Below are 15806 nucleotides of genomic sequence, written 5' to 3' on the forward strand. Positions count from 1 at the left end.
CGTTCGAGAATGGGCGCGGCCTGAGTGGGTGCCCGCGGGAGCATGAAGGATGGGCACAGCAGATCTCTCGCGTCCTGTTCCCGACAGCGGACATGAGCCGCATGTCTGCGGATTTTTCGAACGCCGCACCTGCAGCATCCAATACGTCGTTTCCGATCCGGCAACCGGCGAATGCGCCATCATCGACCCCGTCCTCGATTATGACGAGAAAGCGGGGTCGCTCGCGACGTCATCGGCGGATCAATTACTCCGACACATCTCCGAGCGGCATTTAAAGCCGACGTGGATCCTGGACACCCATCCTCATGCCGACCATTTGTCGGCTGCGGATTACCTGAAGCAGAAAACCGGCGCACGGACCGGAATCGGCGAGAAGATCGTCGAGGTTCAGACGCTGTGGAAGGCAATCTACAACCTGCCGAACACCTTCCCGACGGACGGCTCGCAATGGGACCACCTGTTCGCGGACGGCGAGCGATTCAAGATCGGCGCACTCGATGCCGAAGTCCTGTTCTCCCCTGGCCATACGCTTGCATCGGTCACTTATGTCGTCGGCAATGCGGCCTTTGTCCACGACACGCTCCTGATGCCGGACTTCGGCACCGCGCGTTGCGATTTCCCGGGTGGAGATGCGGGGCAGCTGTGGCGAACGCTCCAGCGCATTCTTGCCCTGCCGGACGATGCGCGCCTGTTTACCGGGCATGACTACATGCCTGACGGTCGTGGTCCCGCCTGGGAGAGCACCGTGGCCGAGCAGCGGCGCCGCAATGTTCATCTTCGGCAGGCGCAGAACGAACAGGAGTTCATCGAACTCCGCCGGGCCCGCGACGCCGAGCTTCCGATGCCGAGGCTGATGTTTCACGCGCTCCAGGTGAACATTGCCGCTGGCCGACTGCCCGCGCCGGAAACGAATGGAAGACGATATCTGAGGATTCCGCTCGATGTCCTGCCGGCAGCTCGGTGGGACTAGAAGGACCCTGTTCCGACAAGCTCCTCCACGGTAAGAACAAAAATAGAACATTCCGCTGGCGCACGGGCCGAATATCCGGCATCCTCCGCTCGCGGAGTGATTCATGGCGAAAGCGCGATCCACCTTTGTCTGTCAGAACTGCGGGACGCTGCATAACCGCTGGACTGGCAAATGCGAGGGCTGCAACGAGTGGAACACGATCGTCGAGGAGGCTGCCTCCGCTCCCGTCACCAAGGGCGGGACGATCTCGGCGCGGTCCGGACGGCTGATCCCGCTTGAGGGGCTCGACGGCGTCACCGAACAGGCGCCGCGCCTCAAGGCCGGGATATCCGAACTCGATCGCGTCACCGGCGGCGGTTTCGTTCGCGGCTCCGCGCTTCTGCTCGGCGGCGAGCCGGGCATCGGCAAATCCACGCTCCTGATCCAGGCAGCGGCTGCCCTCGCCCGCGCCGGTCATCGCACCGTCTATATCTCCGGCGAGGAGGCCGCCGCGCAGGTCCGCATGCGCGCCGATCGCCTCGGCCTGGCGGACGCGCCCGTCGAACTCGGCGCCGAGACGAATGTCGAGGACATCCTCGCCACCTTGTCGGCCGGCACGGTGCCGCGCTTCGTCGTCATCGATTCGATCCAGACCATGTGGACCTCGGCCGTGGAATCCGCGCCCGGGACAGTCACGCAGGTCCGCGCATCGGCGCAGGCGCTGATCCGCTTTGCCAAGACTTCCGGCGCGGCGGTGATCCTCGTCGGCCACGTCACCAAGGACGGCCAGATCGCCGGCCCGCGCGTCGTCGAGCACATGGTCGACGCCGTGCTGTCGTTCGAGGGCGAACAGGGTCACGCCTTCCGCGTTTTGCGGGCGCAGAAGAACCGTTTCGGCCCGACCGACGAGATCGGCGTCTTCTCGATGACCGGAAACGGGCTCGAAGACGTCGCCAATCCCTCGGCGCTGTTCCTGTCGAGCCGCGATGTCGCCGCTCCAGGCGTCGCCGTCTTCGCCGGCATCGAAGGCACGCGGCCGATCCTCGTCGAGGTGCAGGCACTTGTCGCCCCCTCCTCGCTCGGCACGCCCCGCCGCGCCGTCGTCGGCTGGGATTCGAACCGGCTGTCGATGGTACTCGCGGTGCTCGAAGCCCATGCCGGGCTCAGGCTTGGGAGCCACGACGTCTATCTCAATGTCGCGGGCGGTCTGCGCATCCAGGAGCCGGCGGCCGATATCGCGGTCGCGGCCGCCCTCGTCTCCTCCTTTGCCAATTCCGTTCTTCCGCTGGACAGCGTCTTCTTCGGCGAAGTCAGCCTGTCGGGGGCGGTCCGGCCGGTGTCCCATGCGGGATTGCGTGCGAAGGAAGCAAAGCGGCTCGGCTTCTCCCGCGCCTTCGCTCCGGCGAGTTCGTCGGAAGGTGCAAACGATTCGGGTTTCTCGCTCACCGGCCTGACGGCGCTCGATTCTCTCGTTGCCGAGATCGCGGCGCGCGGTGTCCGCAAGGGTCCGGCGCGACAGGACGCGCATCTGTCATCTGTGAATGAGGCGTGACGTCTCGAAACCGTGCCGCTATAAGTGCGCCGCACGGCCCGTTTTGAGTCCCGTGCCTGGTTACCGGCGCCAAAGGCGGGTCTATGCCGATCACGTACCTTGATTTCATCGTTCTCGGCGTCGTCCTCATCTCTGCCCTGTTGGCCATGGTGCGCGGTTTCACTCGCGAAGTGCTGTCCATTGCCTCATGGGCCGCGGCTGCGGCCGCCACGCTCTATTTCCTTCCGGCCGGGCGCGAACTCGCGCACGCCTATATCAAGCTCGAGCCGAAGATCCTGGCCGACGTCATCGCCGGCGCCGCGATCTTCCTAGTCACTTTGCTCATCGTCTCGCTGATCACGATGAAGCTGTCGGACGTCATTCTGGACAGCAGGATCGGTCCGTTCGACCGCGCTTTGGGCTTTGTGTACGGCGGCGCGCGCGGGCTTCTTCTGGCGGTCATCGCCTTCCTGTTCTTCGCCTGGCTCGTGCCGGAACGCTCGCAGCCGCAATGGGTTGCCGACGCTGCTTCGAAACCGGTTTTGGAAAGCGCGGGTAAATCTCTGCTCACTATGTTGCCGGAAGACCCGGAAGCCACCATCTTGAATAGGCTAAAGGGTGGATTGCCCGGACAGAGCACCGAACCGAGTGCGGTGCCGGACAGCGATCCGTCGTCGCCTCCTGCGGAACCGGAACCGGCCTCGCCGCCACCTCCGCAGAACTGATTGCGCGCAGGAGCCGCGCCGGGAGTTTGCAATGAGCATGGACGCGAGCGAGAGCGCAGCGGACGATTTTTGGCGTCAGGTCGAAGCGGACCGGCTCCACGAGGAGTGCGGCGTCTTCGGCATCTTCGGACACCCTGACGCCGCGGCGATCACCGCTCTCGGTCTCCACGCTCTCCAGCATCGCGGCCAGGAAGCCTCCGGCATCGTCACTTACGACGGCAAGCGCTTCAACGCCGAAAAACGGCTCGGTCTCGTCGGCGACAACTTCTCCGATGCCCGTGTCATCGAACGCCTGCCCGGCTCAGCCGCCATCGGCCACAACCGTTATTCGACGACCGGCGAAACCATTCTCCGCAACGTCCAGCCGCTCTTCGCCGAGCTCGAGACCGGCGGCTTCGCCGTCGCTCATAACGGCAACTTGACCAACGGCCTCGCACTTCGCCGCCAGCTCGTCCGCGACGGCGCGCTCTGCCAGTCGACGACCGACACCGAAGTCGTGCTCCACCTCGTCGCCCGCAGCCAGCGCAATCGTTTCCTCGACCGCTTCATCGACGCCGTACGCCAGCTCGAAGGCGCCTATGCCTTCGTCGCGCTGTCGACCAAGAAGCTGATCGGCGCCCGCGACCCGCTCGGCATTCGCCCGCTGGTGCTCGGCGAACTCGACGGCCATTACATTCTGGCGTCCGAGACCTGTGCCCTCGACACGATCGGCGCGAAATACATCCGCGACATCGAAAACGGCGAGATCGTCGTCATCACCGAGGACGGCATCGAATCGCACAAGCCGTTCCCGCCGCAGCCGATGCGCCCCTGCATCTTCGAGTTCATCTACTTCGCCCGCCCCGACTCGATCGTGCAGGGCAAGAGCGTCTACGAGGTCCGCAAGCGGATCGGCCAAGAACTGGCCCGCGAGGCGCCCGTCGATGCCGACGTCGTGGTTCCGGTGCCGGATTCCGGCGTGCCTGCCGCCATCGGCTTCGCCCAGGAGAGCGGCATTCCGTTCGAGCTCGGCATCATCCGCAACCATTATGTCGGCCGCACCTTCATCCAGCCGACGCAGCGCATCCGCGAGCTCGGCGTCCGCCTGAAGCATTCGGCCAACCGCGCGATGGTCGAGGGCAAGCGCATCGTCCTCGTCGACGACAGCCTCGTGCGCGGCACGACCTCGGTGAAGATCGTGCAGATGATGCGCGATGCCGGGGCCAAGGAAGTCCACTTCCGCCTCGCCAGCCCGCCGATCACCCATCCGGACTATTACGGCATCGACACGCCCGAGCGCGACAAGCTGCTCGCCGCCCGCCTCGATCTCGAAGGCATGCGGAAATTCGTCGGCGCCGACAGCCTCGCCTTTGTCTCGGTCGACGGTCTCTACCGCGCGATGGGCGAAGAGGCCCGCAACCCGGTCCGTCCGCAGTTCGCCGACCACTACTTCACCGGCGACTACCCGACGCCGCTGACCGACGTCATGGGCGAAGGCAGCAATCCGAAGCAGCTTTCGCTGCTTGCTGAAGCCGGCTGAGAGCGAAGTCTTGAGCAAACCTGATCTGAAGGGCCGCGTCGCGGTTGTCACCGGCGCGTCGCGCGGCATCGGCGCGGCCGCGGCCCTGGCTCTGGCCGAGGCCGGGGCGCACATCGTCGCCCTCGCCCGTACCGTCGGCGGCCTCGAAGCGCTCGACGACCAGATCAAGGCAGCCGGAAGCTCGGCCACGCTCGTTCCGCTCGACGTCACCGATTACGAGGCGCTCGATCGTCTCGGCGCGGCGCTGCACGAGCGCTTCGGCAAGCTCGACATCCTGGTCGGCAATGCCGGCGCGCTCGGTCCGCTCACCCCGGTCGGCCACATCGATCCGAAGCAGTGGGACAACGTCATGGCGGTCAACGTTACGGCGAACTGGCGGCTGATCCGCTCGCTTGACCCGCTGCTCCGCCGCTCCGATGCCGGCCGCGCCATCTTCGTGAGTTCCGGGGCAGCGACGAACGTCCGCGCCTACTGGGGCCTCTACGCGACCTCCAAGGCCGCGCTCGACGCGCTCGTCCGCAGCTACGCGGAAGAGACCCGCAACTCGCCCATCCGCGCCAATCTCTTCAATCCGGGCGCGACGCGCACCGCGATGCGCAAGCAGGCCATGCCGGGCGAGGATCCGGACACACTGCCGACCGCCGAAGGGGTCGCGCAGCACATCCTGACGCTCGCCGACCCGGCGCTGATGGAAACCGGCAAACTCTTCGACGCCCGCCTGGGCACATTCCTGGATTTCCAGAAGCCGGCCTAGCCCCACCCGTCGTCATGCCCGGGCTCGACCGGGCATCCAGAAGCCAGGCAATGGGCGCTGCTGGATTGCCGGGTCAAGCCCGGCAATGACGACCTTCCGTCATGCCAAGGCTTGGCCTTGGCATCCACGAGTTCACAGCCTGTCGAGAAGAAAAGAACTTGGATGGCAGGGACAAGCCCTGCCATGACGAGGCATAACCCGGCCCTAGTCTTTGTCCTTTTCCTTGCCCTCGAACGGGTTCTTCGGCTCTCGGAAGCTGAGCCGGATCGGCGTCCCCGGCAGGTCGAACGCCTCGCGCAGCCCGTTCACCAGATAACGCACATAGCTGTCCGGCAGCACGTCAGTCCGCGTGCCGAACAGCACGAAAGAAGGCGGCCGCGCCTTGGTCTGCGTCATGTAGCGGAGCTTCACCCGCGAGCCGCGCACCGCCGGCGGCGGATGCTGCTGCAGCACTGCTTCCAGCCAACGATTGATCTTCGCCGTCGACACCCGGCGGTTCCAGACCTCATGCGCGGTGATGACGGCCTGCATCAGCCGGTCCACGCCCTCGCCCGTGGACGCCGACACCGCAACGAGCGGCATCCCCTTCACCTGCGACAGGAGCCGGTCGGCGGCCTCGCGATGCGCCTTCAGCGCTCCGGCGCGGTTCTCGACCAGATCCCATTTGTTGAGCGCGATGACGATCGCCCTGCCCTCGCGCGCGACGAGGTCGGCGATCTGCAGATCCTGCTTCTCGAACGGGATCGTCGCATCGAGCAGGACGACCACGACCTCGGCATACTGGATGCTGCGGAGCGCGTCCTGCACCGCCATCTTTTCCAGCTTGTCCTGAACCTTCGCCTTGCGGCGCATGCCGGCGGTATCCACCAGCTTGATCTCGCGACCGCGCCACAAGAGCTCGACCGAGATCGAGTCGCGCGTGATGCCCGCTTCCGGGCCGGTCAGCATCCGCTCCTCGCCGAGCAGGCGGTTGATCAAAGTCGACTTGCCGGCATTCGGACGACCGACGATCGCGACCGAGAGCGGACCCGTCGCATCCTCGTCTTCGTCTTCCTCTTCGGAAACGCCGCCATTCTCCAGCGCCTCGCTGAGGGCGAGATGGAGATCGGCGAAGCCTTCGCCATGCTCGGCGGACAGAGCGATCGGATCGCCGAGGCCGAGGCGGAACGCATCATAGGCTCCGGCGAGGCCTTCCTTGCCTTCGCTCTTGTTGGCGACGAGGACAACCGGCTTGCCGGATCTGCGGACCAGATTGGCGAAGTGCTCGTCCTCGGGCGTCACGCCGACGCGCGCATCCATCATGAACAGCACGATGTCGGCGCCCTCGATGGCGGAGACGGTCTGCGCCGTCATGCGGCCGGCGAGCGAATCCTCGGACGCGTCCTCAAGCCCGGCGGTATCGACCGCGACGAATTCGATGTCACCGACGCGCGCCTCGCCCTCGCGGCGGTCGCGGGTCACGCCCGGCCGGTCGTCGACGAGCGCGATGCGCTTGCCGATCAGACGGTTGAACAGGGTCGATTTGCCGACATTGGGCCGGCCGATGATCGCAACGACCGGCATGAGACTCTCCGCGACCGCGAACTTTATTGGGCCGGAGGCGGCGGATTGGCCGACACCGACGGCGGAGGAGCATCAGCCCGGATATTGGGACCGGAAGCCTGGCTGTTCGGAGGCGGCAGCTTGCGCGGGCCGGCATAGGGGCTGCCCGCTGGGAAGACCGGCTGGCGCTGGCCGGAAAGCTTGGTGTCCTTCTCGGCGAACGGGTTCATGCTGCTGATCCCGCTGCAGCCTGCGAGCGCAAGGCCGGCAACGGCCAGCAAGGTGACGGTGCGGACGGTACGAAACATCATCTGTCCCCTCATTGCTGCGCGGCCGGCTGGGCCGGTGCTGGGGTCGGCGCAGGCTGGGCTTCGCTGCCGGCGGCGAGATCGAGGATGACCTGACCGCGCGCACGCGCTCCGCCCGGCGCCTCGACGTCCTGGACCAAAGCTTCGGCCCAACGCCGCGCATCCGCAAGATTGCCGGCCTTCCAGGCGGCCAGAGCGAGCGCCTCGCGCGCCGCATGGCGCCAGGTATTGCCCGGTGCTGCCAGCGGTTCGGCACGGCTGGCGACATCGGCGTAGCTGCCGCTGTCGACGAGGAGCATCGCGGCCCGGACACGGGCTAGATCGCGCAGCAACTGCGGAACCGCCACGTCCTGTCCGATGGCCTCGAACGCCGCCACGCCGTCGGCGGGCTTGGTGAGGCTCAGCTCGGCCGCGGCGCGAAAGCGCGCCAGCAGCGCATATCCGGCCGGTCCATCCTTGGCCAGCGCCTGGAGCTGCGTTTCAGCGTCGGCATGCTTGTTTTCGCCGGCGAGCGCCAAAGCGGCATTGTATTTGGCGCCGGCCTCGGCCGACTGCCTGTCGGCATACCATTCCCAGCCGCGCCAGCCGGCGACACCGAGAACGATCAGCACCGCAATGGCGATGAACAGCGGCCCGAAGCGTTTCCAAAGCCGGTCCAGCTTCTCGCGCCGCAGGTCTTCTTCAATTTCGTTGAAAATGTCGGACATGGACCGGTTCTGTTCGGAATCTATGCTTCGCCCGGCGAAGCGGCGCGCACCATAGCCATGCGATTGTGGCGAGGCAAACGTCGAGAAGACTAAAGAGGCCTCTCGATCACCAAAATGCGCATCAGGAGCGCGTGCAACCGTCGATCAGCACGACGTTAACGCGCCAAAGCGCCGAAGAGTGCAGGTATGGCGCCGACAGTTCCTTGCTCGTAACCGCTGGAAGATCGGCGCCACAGGTCTGGCGGTAAAGGTCCGAGACCTGGCTGGGCACCGTCTTGTCTCCGGTCCACACCAGCAGGAACGGTCCGGCGGCGCCCCCCGGAAGCATCTGGTATTGCGGTTCGACCACCCGGCTGTCGGAAAATTCGAGCTTCATCGCGCCGCCGAGCCGGGTATGGCCGGCGATGATCGTCCCGCGCTGATAGCCCAACGCCCGGATATCCTGCGCAATGACTGGCAGCGGACGGTTCGGCTCCGGTGGAATGGAGCGAGGCAGGAGATACATCACGCCGAGACCGATGCCAGCGAGCACGGCGCAGGCCGCCGCAACGATCCCGATCGCGTTCCGGCCTCGCCGGCCAAGCAGGTCTTCGGTGAGCAGAAACAGCGCCAGTGGCACGGCGAAGGTCACCGTTATGAGCCAACGCTCCTTCAGCTCTCCGATGCCCGCGAACATCGAGCCGATGAGGATGAGGCCAATTCCAACCGGCACGAGGCGAAGGAAGAACACCTGGACCGGCGGACGGCTCGCATGCGGTCCCGGACGGCTCCCCCGGAACCAGGCGATCGCGGCCGCGATGAGGAAGACGGCGCAGGGAAGCACGACCGACTGGAAGGTCGCCTCCACGACGGCGAGCAGCGGCGTCAGCGAGAACGAAGCCGATTCTTCCGCTTTGAACTTGGAGGTCCGGCCCAGCACCGTTTCCATATTGGACACGGTCCACAGGACATGCGGCGAAAGGATCAGCGCCGCGATCGCGAGCGACAGAAGAAGCCGCACATTGATGATCTTCGGGCGGAGTTCAGTGATCGTCACCGCGCATACGAGCATCGCGGCGACGCCGATGATGAAATTGTACTTGGACAGACAGCCGAGCCCGATGAAAACGCCGAGCAGGACGTAATCGACCGTCTTGCCTGCCTGCACGACCCGCAGCAGAGCGAGCAAAGTGAGCATGGTCATCGCCAGCACGATCACCGAATGGGTCAGTGCGCGCTGAAACTCCCAGCCGATCTGCGGGACGAGGAACAGGCAGAGAGCGGCAATTGCCGCCTTGCGGTCGTCGTCGAGAGGCCGTCGCGCGACGAAGAAGCCGGCGGCAAAGATGACCCACAGCAAGAGGTTCTTGATCGCCGAAAGCGCGAACAGGTTGACGCCGAAGAGCCTGAATGCGGCGATCTGGATCCAGTTGTAGAGCGGCGGCTGGGTGCCGTGTCCCCAGTCGAGCGACTGTGTCGTGATCAGGAGCTCGGCATCGTCCGCGCTGACCGACGGAGCGTAGAGCACCCGCAGCACGGTCTGCAGCGCGAAATAGACGGTGATCGCGACCAGGAACCAGACAGCCGGCGTCGTCAGTGCTTTTGCCCGGGCTAATCCCTGTTCAGCGATAACCGCTGGTCCGATTGCATTGTCGACCACGACGCGCCTGCCGTTATTGAATTGCTGTTTCGCCGGTGCCGATCAGCCGGCGGCATGGTTCGGCGTCCCGACCGAGATCGGCCAGTTCGAACTCGCCACGACGCGCGGGACCAATACCACCCGGCGACCCGAAAATGGACAGCATGGAGATCTTCGCCGAGGTTTCGGCAATGCCGAGCCCGGCCAGGCGATTTCCTGCTGGGGCACCGCCCTTCGGCCAGATCAGGATGCATTGCTGGCTTGGACGATAGGTTCCGGGCACCGTGGCGCGGCGGGTGGACTGCGAAACCACCGTCGCACGCGGCATGGCCGCGATGAGCTGGCCAGCCAGGATATGGTCGGAGGCGATGAAAGCCTCCGCGCCGAGGCCGGACGACGTCAGCGTCTGCGCGAGACCCTGATATGGGACGAGGTCCTTGGCCACCTTGTCCGACGGCATCAGCGCATTCGCGGCCATCGCCACCTTGATGCCGAGCACCAGCGCCCCGAACAGGATTGAGGCGGCCGTCGTCACCCGCAAGACGGGTTCCTCGCGTGTGCTCCCTGCCACTGCCGCCCAGAGGGCGATGATCAATGGCAGACCGACGGGATAGAGGTAGTGCTCGCGGATATTCGCGATGCCGACCACGAGGATCGATGCGCCGAGAATGACCAGCGTTGCGAGCGAGAGGCGGACGAGGAGCCGGATGACTGGAGACGGTGACGCCGGAAACCACGCACGGGGGCGCCCTGCCCCGATTGCGAACGCGACAAGCCATGGCGACAGGAACAGGAACAGCGCGATTGGCAGCCTGATCAGGCCCTCGAGCGCGCGCATGGCATGGTTCTGCCCCTCTCCAGTCATGACGCCGCCGACGGTCTCGGCAAACCGCGATTGATGCATGTAGAGCCAGAACCCCGTCGGCGCGACGAGGACGAGCGCGATCAGCGGAACGACCAGGAGGCATGGCCGCGCGAACTGCCCGCGCAATTCGCGGTCCGACAGGATCGCCGCCGCGGCAGCGGCCGCCGGCAGCGAGAAGCTCCATTTGGAGAGCAGGCCGAGGCCAACGCAGATACCGAGCAGAATCGCCGACCGCAGTCCGGGCTGTTCCATGAACAGGATCAGCGCCCGCATCAGACCGAAGATGAACAGGATCAGCAGCAGTGACTGGGTCAGCGAATCGTGGACGTGCCAGCCGAACCAGTAGAAGCACAGCAGCGACAGCGACGCGGCGACGCCGACGCGCGGCCTGCCGGTCGCGGCGCGAACGAGATCGAAGGTCAGGACGCCGATCGCGACGATGATCAGCGAACGAAGGAAGAGGTGGCCGGCGACGCCCGGACCCATACCCTGCTGGACCGCCCATAGCAGCCATTCGTACAGCGGTGGGTTCCGGGCCTGATAGACCCAGGAAAACCGCCCCTGCATGACCTCCGCCGACAGCGCATCGTCGAAAGGCAGGAAGCTCGACCGCACGAGGCGCAGCGAGCCGAGGACGAGGACGTAGAACAGCCAGAAGGCCGTGATCGCCCGCGCGTTGGCGAGCACGTCGAGGACGCGGTCCAGCCCCGCCGCAAGACGCTGCGACCGGGTCCGGCCGACCGCGGCGTCCGTCATTAGTCGATGCCCAGTTTAGCCTTCAGCAGATCGCTGACCGCCTGCGGGTTGGCCTTGCCGCCGGTCGATTTCATCACCTGGCCGACGAACCAGCCGAGCATGCCCGGCTTGCCCTTGGCCTGCTCGGCCTTTTCGGGGTTCGTGGCGATGATCTCGTCGACGGCCTTCTCGATCGCGCCGGTATCGGTGACCTGCTTCAGGCCGCGCGTCTCGACGATCTCCTTCGGGTCGCCGCCCTCGGTCCAGACGATCTCGAACACGTCCTTGGCGATCTTGCCCGAGATCGTGCCGTCCTTGATGAGGTCGATCAGCGAGCCGAGCTGGGCCGCCGAGAACGGGCTGTCGTCGATCGAATGGCCTTCCTTGTTCAGGCGGCCGAACAGTTCGTTGATCACCCAGTTCGCGACGATCTTGCCGTCGCGGCCCTTGGCGACGGTCTCGTAGAAATCGGCCGAAGCCTTCTCCGCCACCAGCACGTCGGCATCATAGGCCGAGAGCCCGTATTGCGTCTGGAAGCGCGCCTTCTTCTCGTCCGGCAGTTCCGGCAGCGCGGCTTCCAGTTCCTCGATCAGGCCTTCCGGCAGGTCGAGCGGGAGCAAATCCGGATCAGGGAAGTAGCGGTAATCGTGCGCCTCTTCCTTCGAACGCATGGACCGCGTCTCGCCCTTGCCGGGATCGAACAGGCGGGTTTCCTGATCGATCGTGCCGCCGTCCTCGATGATGCCGATCTGGCGGCGCGCTTCGTATTCGATGGCCTGGCCGATGAAGCGGATCGAGTTGACGTTCTTGATCTCGCAGCGCGTGCCGAAAGGCTCGCCCGGCTTGCGGACGGAGACGTTCACGTCGGCGCGGAGATTGCCCTTCTCCATGTCGCCGTCGCAGGTGCCGAGATAGCGCAGGATCGTGCGCAGCTTGGTGACGAACGCCCGCGCCTCATCCGACGAACGAAGGTCGGGCTTCGAGACGATCTCCATCAGCGCGACGCCCGAACGGTTCAGGTCGACGAAGGAATTGCGCGGGTCCTGGTCGTGGATCGACTTGCCGGCGTCCTGTTCGAGATGCAGGCGCTCGATGCCGACCTTGATCTGGCCGTCGGGCATGTCGAGCACGACCTCGCCCTCGCCGACGATCGGGCTCTTGTACTGCGAGATCTGGTAGCCCTGCGGCAGGTCCGGATAGAAGTAGTTCTTGCGGTCGAACACCGAGCGCGGATGGATCTCCGCCTTCAGGCCGAGACCGGTGCGCACCGCCTGCCGCACGCATTCCTCGTTGATCACCGGCAGCATGCCCGGCATCGCCGCGTCGACCAGCGAGACGTTCGAGTTCGGTGGACGGCCGAATTCGGTCGAGGCGCCGGAGAACAGCTTGGCCTCGGACGTCACCTGGGCATGGATCTCCATGCCGATGACGATTTCCCAATCGGCCGTTGCGCCCTTGATGAGCTTCTTCGGATCGGCGGGACGGACATGCATGTTCATCGGAATTTCCTGGTCTCTCAGAGGCGTCCGTAGACAGCCCATTTCTGGTCGAGGGCGGCGGCGTTGTCCTCGGCGCATTGTTCCACGGCAATCGGACCACCGTCGACCGGTTCACCCCTCGGCACGAGGCAGAGCCGGTTCGCGCCAACGAGCAGACCGGCGCGGGACAAAGTCCAGCTCTGGCCCGGCAGCCCCCGGCATTGCGTGGCGGCCGCGATCAGGTTCTGGCGGGTGCTGTCGACCGCGATGATCTCGACGCAGGCCTTCGCGACGATCAGCACATTGGCCTGGCCCTTGCGGAACTCCTGGAATTCCGAGTTGGCACACGCCTTCAGCGACAGCTTGTATCCCGGCTGGTTGGTCGGCTCCGCCGTCAGGCACAGGTCGGACTTTCCGAGCGGCCGCAGCGTGCCGGCGCTCGCCGACCCAGCCGCCAGCATCAAGCCGGCAAGCACGAGCATTCCGAACATGGCACGGAGCATCGCCATCGCTCAGGCCACCCTTGCGTTCGACGGGACGGAGGCGAGCAAGGTCGTCGCGATCTTGTCCCATTCCTGGTCGAGCGGCTCCTGGCTCCGCGCGCGGCCGGACTGCCCGTACCAATAGCCGGCATTGTCGAGGTCGCCCTCGACGCGGTGAAGATGCGCGTGCACCCACGCGCCTTCCTTGGTGGGAATACCCTGCGCGGTCTCGTGCGCGAGCTCCCAATTGCCCTTCTTCGCCCACCACAGGGCGACAAGAACCGGTGTCGCCTCAAGCGGCGGGCGCTCGCCGGTCAGGCTGTCCTTGAATTCTGCGAGGTTCATCAGGTCACCTCCCGAGCGTTCGCTCTTCATATTCGACTGTCCACGCGATCAGGGCGCGATACAAGATTTCGGCGAGATCGGGCGGCGCTCCATTGGCCTCGGCCTCTTGGCGGGCATGGGCGACGACTTCCTCGACACGCTCCGGCAGGAGCGCCGGAATTCCCTGCTCCGCCTTGATGGCGATAACGCGGTCGACGACCGCGACGCGCTTGGCGAGCAGCTTCACGAGTTCCGCGTCGATCGCGTCGATATCGGCACGCGCCTCGGTCAGAAACTCGCGATCCGTGCTCACCGCCACCAGGCCTCCGGCTTGGGATGGACGCCGGCCGCGTCCTCGATGACCTGGCCGACCGAGAACAAAGTCTCCTCGTCGAACGGGCGGCCGATCAGCTGCAGGCCGAGCGGCAGGCCGTCCTGCGACGAGCCGGCGGGAACCGAAATGCCCGGCAGGCCAGCCATGTTCACCGTCACCGTGAAGATGTCGAGGAGGTACATCTCGACCGGATCGACCGAGCCCTTGGAGCCGATCGGGAAGGCTACCGACGGCGTCGTCGGTGTCAGGATGGCGTCGACGCCCGCCGCAAATGCCTGCTCGAAATCACGCTTGATCAGCGTACGCAGTTTCTGCGCCCGCACGTAATAGGCGTCGTAATAGCCCGCCGACAGCACGTAGGTGCCGATCATGATGCGCCGCCTCACCTCGGCGCCGAAACCGGCGGCGCGGGTGTTCTCGTACATCTCGGTCACGTCCTTGCCCGGCACACGGGCGCCGTAGCGGACGCCGTCATAGCGGGCGAGGTTCGACGAGGCCTCGGCCGGCGCCACGATGTAATACGCCGGCAGCGCATATTTCGTGTACGGCAGCGAGATCTCGACCACATCGGCACCCGCCGCCTTCAGCCATTCGCGGCCCTTGTGCCAGAGACTGTCCATCTCTTCCGGCATGCCGTCGACACGGTATTCCTTCGGAACGCCGATCTTCAGCCCCTTCACCGAGCGTCCGACAGACGCCTCGTAATCCGGCACCGGCTGGTTCACCGAGGTCGAATCCTTCGGGTCGTAGCCCGCCATCGAGCGCATCAGGATCGCGGTATCGCGCACCGTGCGGGCGAACGGACCGGCCTGGTCGAGCGAGGATGCGAAGGCCACGATGCCCCAGCGCGAGCAGCGGCCATAGGTTGGCTTGATGCCGACGATGCCGGTGAACGCGGCCGGCTGGCGGATCGAGCCGCCGGTATCGGTGCCGGTCGCACCGAGGCACAGACGCGCGGCCACGGCGGCAGACGAACCGCCGGACGAGCCGCCTGGAACGAGCACGCCGGCTTCGCCTGCCGTCGCGAGGTTCGACAGGCTCGCCTTCGCCCGGGCGCGATCGGCATTGCCGGCAAGCCAGGGATTGGCGACCGGACCGAACGCCGACGTCTCGTTCGACGAGCCCATGGCGAATTCGTCGTTGTTCAATTTGCCGAGCATGACCGCGCCGTCGCGCCAGAGCTGGCTCGTGACGGTCGATTCATAGGTCGGCTTGAAGTCGTCCAGAATGCGCGAGCAGGCGGTCGTCCGCACGCCCTCGGTCGCGAACAGATCCTTCACGCCGAGCGGAATGCCCTCGAGCGCTCCGCCCTCGCCCTTCGCGAGCTTCGCATCGCTGGCCTTGGCCATCTCGCGCGCCTTCTCGGGCGTTTCGAGGATGTAGGCGTTCAGCCCGCGCGCGGCCTCGACGGCGGCGATATGGGCGTCGGCAAGCTCGGTCGCGGTGAACTTCTTGGCACGCAGGCCGTCGCGCGCCTCGGCAAGCGTCAGGTCGGTCAGCTCACTCATCACTCGACCACCTTCGGCACGACGTAGAAATCACCCTCGCGAACCGGCGCATTGGCCAGCACCTTCTCCGGCTCGCCGCCGGCCGTGACCCCGTCCTTGCGCATCGGGATCGCCATCGGCGTCACGGACGTCATCGGCGGCACGTCGGTCACGTCGACGGCATTCAGCTCCTCGACGAAGGCCAGGATCGCGTTGATCTCGCCCGCCAGATGCGGAACCTCGTCATCCTTCACCGCAATGCGCGCGAGCTTCGCGACGCGCCGGACCGTGGTCTCGTCGACCGCCATGCCATTCCCTTTGATAAGTCAGTATTGATTGTTGAAGCCGGATTAGCACTTGCCACGATGGTGTCGCAACGCTCTCGGCGTCATCCTCCGGCTTGACCGGAGGATCCATATCGCCGCGCCCTCGGATCCTCCGGCTTGGA

At 65.7% G+C, this 15806-nt stretch carries 16 protein-coding genes; 5 read left to right on the plus strand and 11 right to left on the minus strand.

The window, feature by feature from the left end; translation table 11 throughout:
• Positions 1-49: 49 nt before the first annotated feature.
• From ACFPFW_RS14090 to ACFPFW_RS14110, 5 genes are all read left to right on the plus strand, one after another.
• The gene (locus tag ACFPFW_RS14090; RefSeq protein WP_114957728.1) at positions 50-970 is read left to right on the plus strand and encodes an MBL fold metallo-hydrolase; all 921 of its coding nucleotides are present in this window, start codon (positions 50-52) and stop codon (positions 968-970) included.
• Positions 971-1073: 103 nt separating this feature from the next.
• The gene (gene radA, locus ACFPFW_RS14095) at positions 1074-2501 is read left to right on the plus strand and encodes a DNA repair protein RadA (protein WP_114957727.1); all 1428 of its coding nucleotides are present in this window, start codon (positions 1074-1076) and stop codon (positions 2499-2501) included.
• An 83-nt stretch (positions 2502-2584) separates the two neighbouring features.
• Positions 2585-3205: a CvpA family protein gene (locus ACFPFW_RS14100; RefSeq protein WP_114957726.1), complete on the plus strand. Its 621-nt coding sequence runs from the start codon at positions 2585-2587 to the stop codon at positions 3203-3205.
• A 31-nt stretch (positions 3206-3236) separates the two neighbouring features.
• A complete protein-coding gene (gene purF, locus ACFPFW_RS14105; RefSeq protein WP_379771220.1) occupies positions 3237-4724 on the plus strand; it encodes an amidophosphoribosyltransferase in 1488 nt (495 codons plus the stop codon).
• Between the two features lie 10 nt (positions 4725-4734).
• Positions 4735-5478: an SDR family NAD(P)-dependent oxidoreductase gene (locus tag ACFPFW_RS14110; RefSeq protein ID WP_114957777.1), complete on the plus strand. Its 744-nt coding sequence runs from the start codon at positions 4735-4737 to the stop codon at positions 5476-5478.
• 204 nt (positions 5479-5682) lie between these two features.
• Here ACFPFW_RS14110 and der read toward each other — a convergent pair whose 3' ends face one another.
• The 11 genes from der to gatC form a co-directional block, all read right to left on the minus strand.
• Positions 5683-7041 (minus strand): ribosome biogenesis GTPase Der, encoded by a 1359-nt coding sequence (gene der / locus ACFPFW_RS14115; RefSeq protein WP_114957725.1) that lies wholly within the window; start codon positions 7039-7041, stop codon positions 5683-5685.
• 23 nt (positions 7042-7064) lie between these two features.
• The gene (locus tag ACFPFW_RS14120; protein WP_114957724.1) at positions 7065-7331 is read right to left on the minus strand and encodes a hypothetical protein; all 267 of its coding nucleotides are present in this window, start codon (positions 7329-7331) and stop codon (positions 7065-7067) included.
• Positions 7332-7339: 8 nt separating this feature from the next.
• Positions 7340-8035, minus strand: coding sequence for a tetratricopeptide repeat protein (locus ACFPFW_RS14125; RefSeq protein WP_114957723.1), 696 nt, complete (start codon positions 8033-8035; stop codon positions 7340-7342).
• 121 nt (positions 8036-8156) lie between these two features.
• Entirely contained in the window at positions 8157-9674 is a 1518-nt protein-coding gene (locus ACFPFW_RS14130; protein WP_114957722.1) for a glycosyltransferase family 39 protein, read from the minus strand.
• A gap of 13 nt (positions 9675-9687) precedes the next feature.
• Entirely contained in the window at positions 9688-11274 is a 1587-nt protein-coding gene (locus tag ACFPFW_RS14135) for an ArnT family glycosyltransferase (RefSeq protein ID WP_114957721.1), read from the minus strand.
• Positions 11274-12752 (minus strand): Asp-tRNA(Asn)/Glu-tRNA(Gln) amidotransferase subunit GatB, encoded by a 1479-nt coding sequence (gene gatB, locus ACFPFW_RS14140; protein WP_114957720.1) that lies wholly within the window; start codon positions 12750-12752, stop codon positions 11274-11276. Before gatB ends, ACFPFW_RS14135 begins: the two co-directional genes overlap by 1 nt.
• A 17-nt stretch (positions 12753-12769) precedes the next feature.
• The gene (locus tag ACFPFW_RS14145) at positions 12770-13240 is read right to left on the minus strand and encodes a ricin-type beta-trefoil lectin domain protein (RefSeq protein ID WP_114957719.1); all 471 of its coding nucleotides are present in this window, start codon (positions 13238-13240) and stop codon (positions 12770-12772) included.
• Positions 13241-13243: 3 nt separating this feature from the next.
• Complete coding sequence (locus tag ACFPFW_RS14150) at positions 13244-13558, minus strand: hypothetical protein (protein ID WP_114957718.1); 315 nt, start codon at positions 13556-13558, stop codon at positions 13244-13246.
• A 4-nt stretch (positions 13559-13562) separates the two neighbouring features.
• Positions 13563-13850, minus strand: a complete 288-nt coding sequence (locus tag ACFPFW_RS14155) for a chorismate mutase (protein ID WP_114957775.1) — start codon at positions 13848-13850, stop codon at positions 13563-13565.
• Complete coding sequence (gene gatA, locus ACFPFW_RS14160; protein WP_114957717.1) at positions 13847-15379, minus strand: Asp-tRNA(Asn)/Glu-tRNA(Gln) amidotransferase subunit GatA; 1533 nt, start codon at positions 15377-15379, stop codon at positions 13847-13849. The genes ACFPFW_RS14155 and gatA overlap by 4 nt, the downstream gene beginning before the upstream one ends.
• Positions 15379-15666 (minus strand): Asp-tRNA(Asn)/Glu-tRNA(Gln) amidotransferase subunit GatC, encoded by a 288-nt coding sequence (gene gatC / locus ACFPFW_RS14165; protein ID WP_114957716.1) that lies wholly within the window; start codon positions 15664-15666, stop codon positions 15379-15381. Before gatC ends, gatA begins: the two co-directional genes overlap by 1 nt.
• Between the last annotated feature and the right edge of the window lie 140 nt (positions 15667-15806).

Origin of the sequence: Flaviflagellibacter deserti (genome assembly GCF_042652085.1) — a bacterium.
Classification (GTDB): domain Bacteria; phylum Pseudomonadota; class Alphaproteobacteria; order Rhizobiales; family Methylopilaceae; genus Flaviflagellibacter; species Flaviflagellibacter deserti.

Bases quoted from the DNA above. Each gene is read 5' to 3' on its own strand.
- der (WP_114957725.1), bottom strand. From the start codon at position 7,041: ATGCCGGTCGTTGCGATCATCGGCCGGCCCAATGTCGGCAAATCGACC.
- ACFPFW_RS14120 (WP_114957724.1), bottom strand. From the start codon at position 7,331: ATGATGTTTCGTACCGTCCGCACCGTCACCTTGCTGGCCGTTGCCGGC.
- ACFPFW_RS14150 (WP_114957718.1), bottom strand. From the start codon at position 13,558: ATGAACCTCGCAGAATTCAAGGACAGCCTGACCGGCGAGCGCCCGCCG.
- ACFPFW_RS14135 (WP_114957721.1), bottom strand. From the start codon at position 11,274: ATGACGGACGCCGCGGTCGGCCGGACCCGGTCGCAGCGTCTTGCGGCG.
- gatA (WP_114957717.1), bottom strand. From the start codon at position 15,379: ATGAGTGAGCTGACCGACCTGACGCTTGCCGAGGCGCGCGACGGCCTG.
- radA (WP_114957727.1), top strand. From the start codon at position 1,074: ATGGCGAAAGCGCGATCCACCTTTGTCTGTCAGAACTGCGGGACGCTG.
- purF (WP_379771220.1), top strand. From the start codon at position 3,237: ATGAGCATGGACGCGAGCGAGAGCGCAGCGGACGATTTTTGGCGTCAG.
- gatB (WP_114957720.1), bottom strand. From the start codon at position 12,752: ATGAACATGCATGTCCGTCCCGCCGATCCGAAGAAGCTCATCAAGGGC.
- ACFPFW_RS14100 (WP_114957726.1), top strand. From the start codon at position 2,585: ATGCCGATCACGTACCTTGATTTCATCGTTCTCGGCGTCGTCCTCATC.
- gatC (WP_114957716.1), bottom strand. From the start codon at position 15,666: ATGGCGGTCGACGAGACCACGGTCCGGCGCGTCGCGAAGCTCGCGCGC.
- ACFPFW_RS14145 (WP_114957719.1), bottom strand. From the start codon at position 13,240: ATGGCGATGCTCCGTGCCATGTTCGGAATGCTCGTGCTTGCCGGCTTG.
- ACFPFW_RS14125 (WP_114957723.1), bottom strand. From the start codon at position 8,035: ATGTCCGACATTTTCAACGAAATTGAAGAAGACCTGCGGCGCGAGAAG.
- ACFPFW_RS14090 (WP_114957728.1), top strand. From the start codon at position 50: ATGGGCACAGCAGATCTCTCGCGTCCTGTTCCCGACAGCGGACATGAG.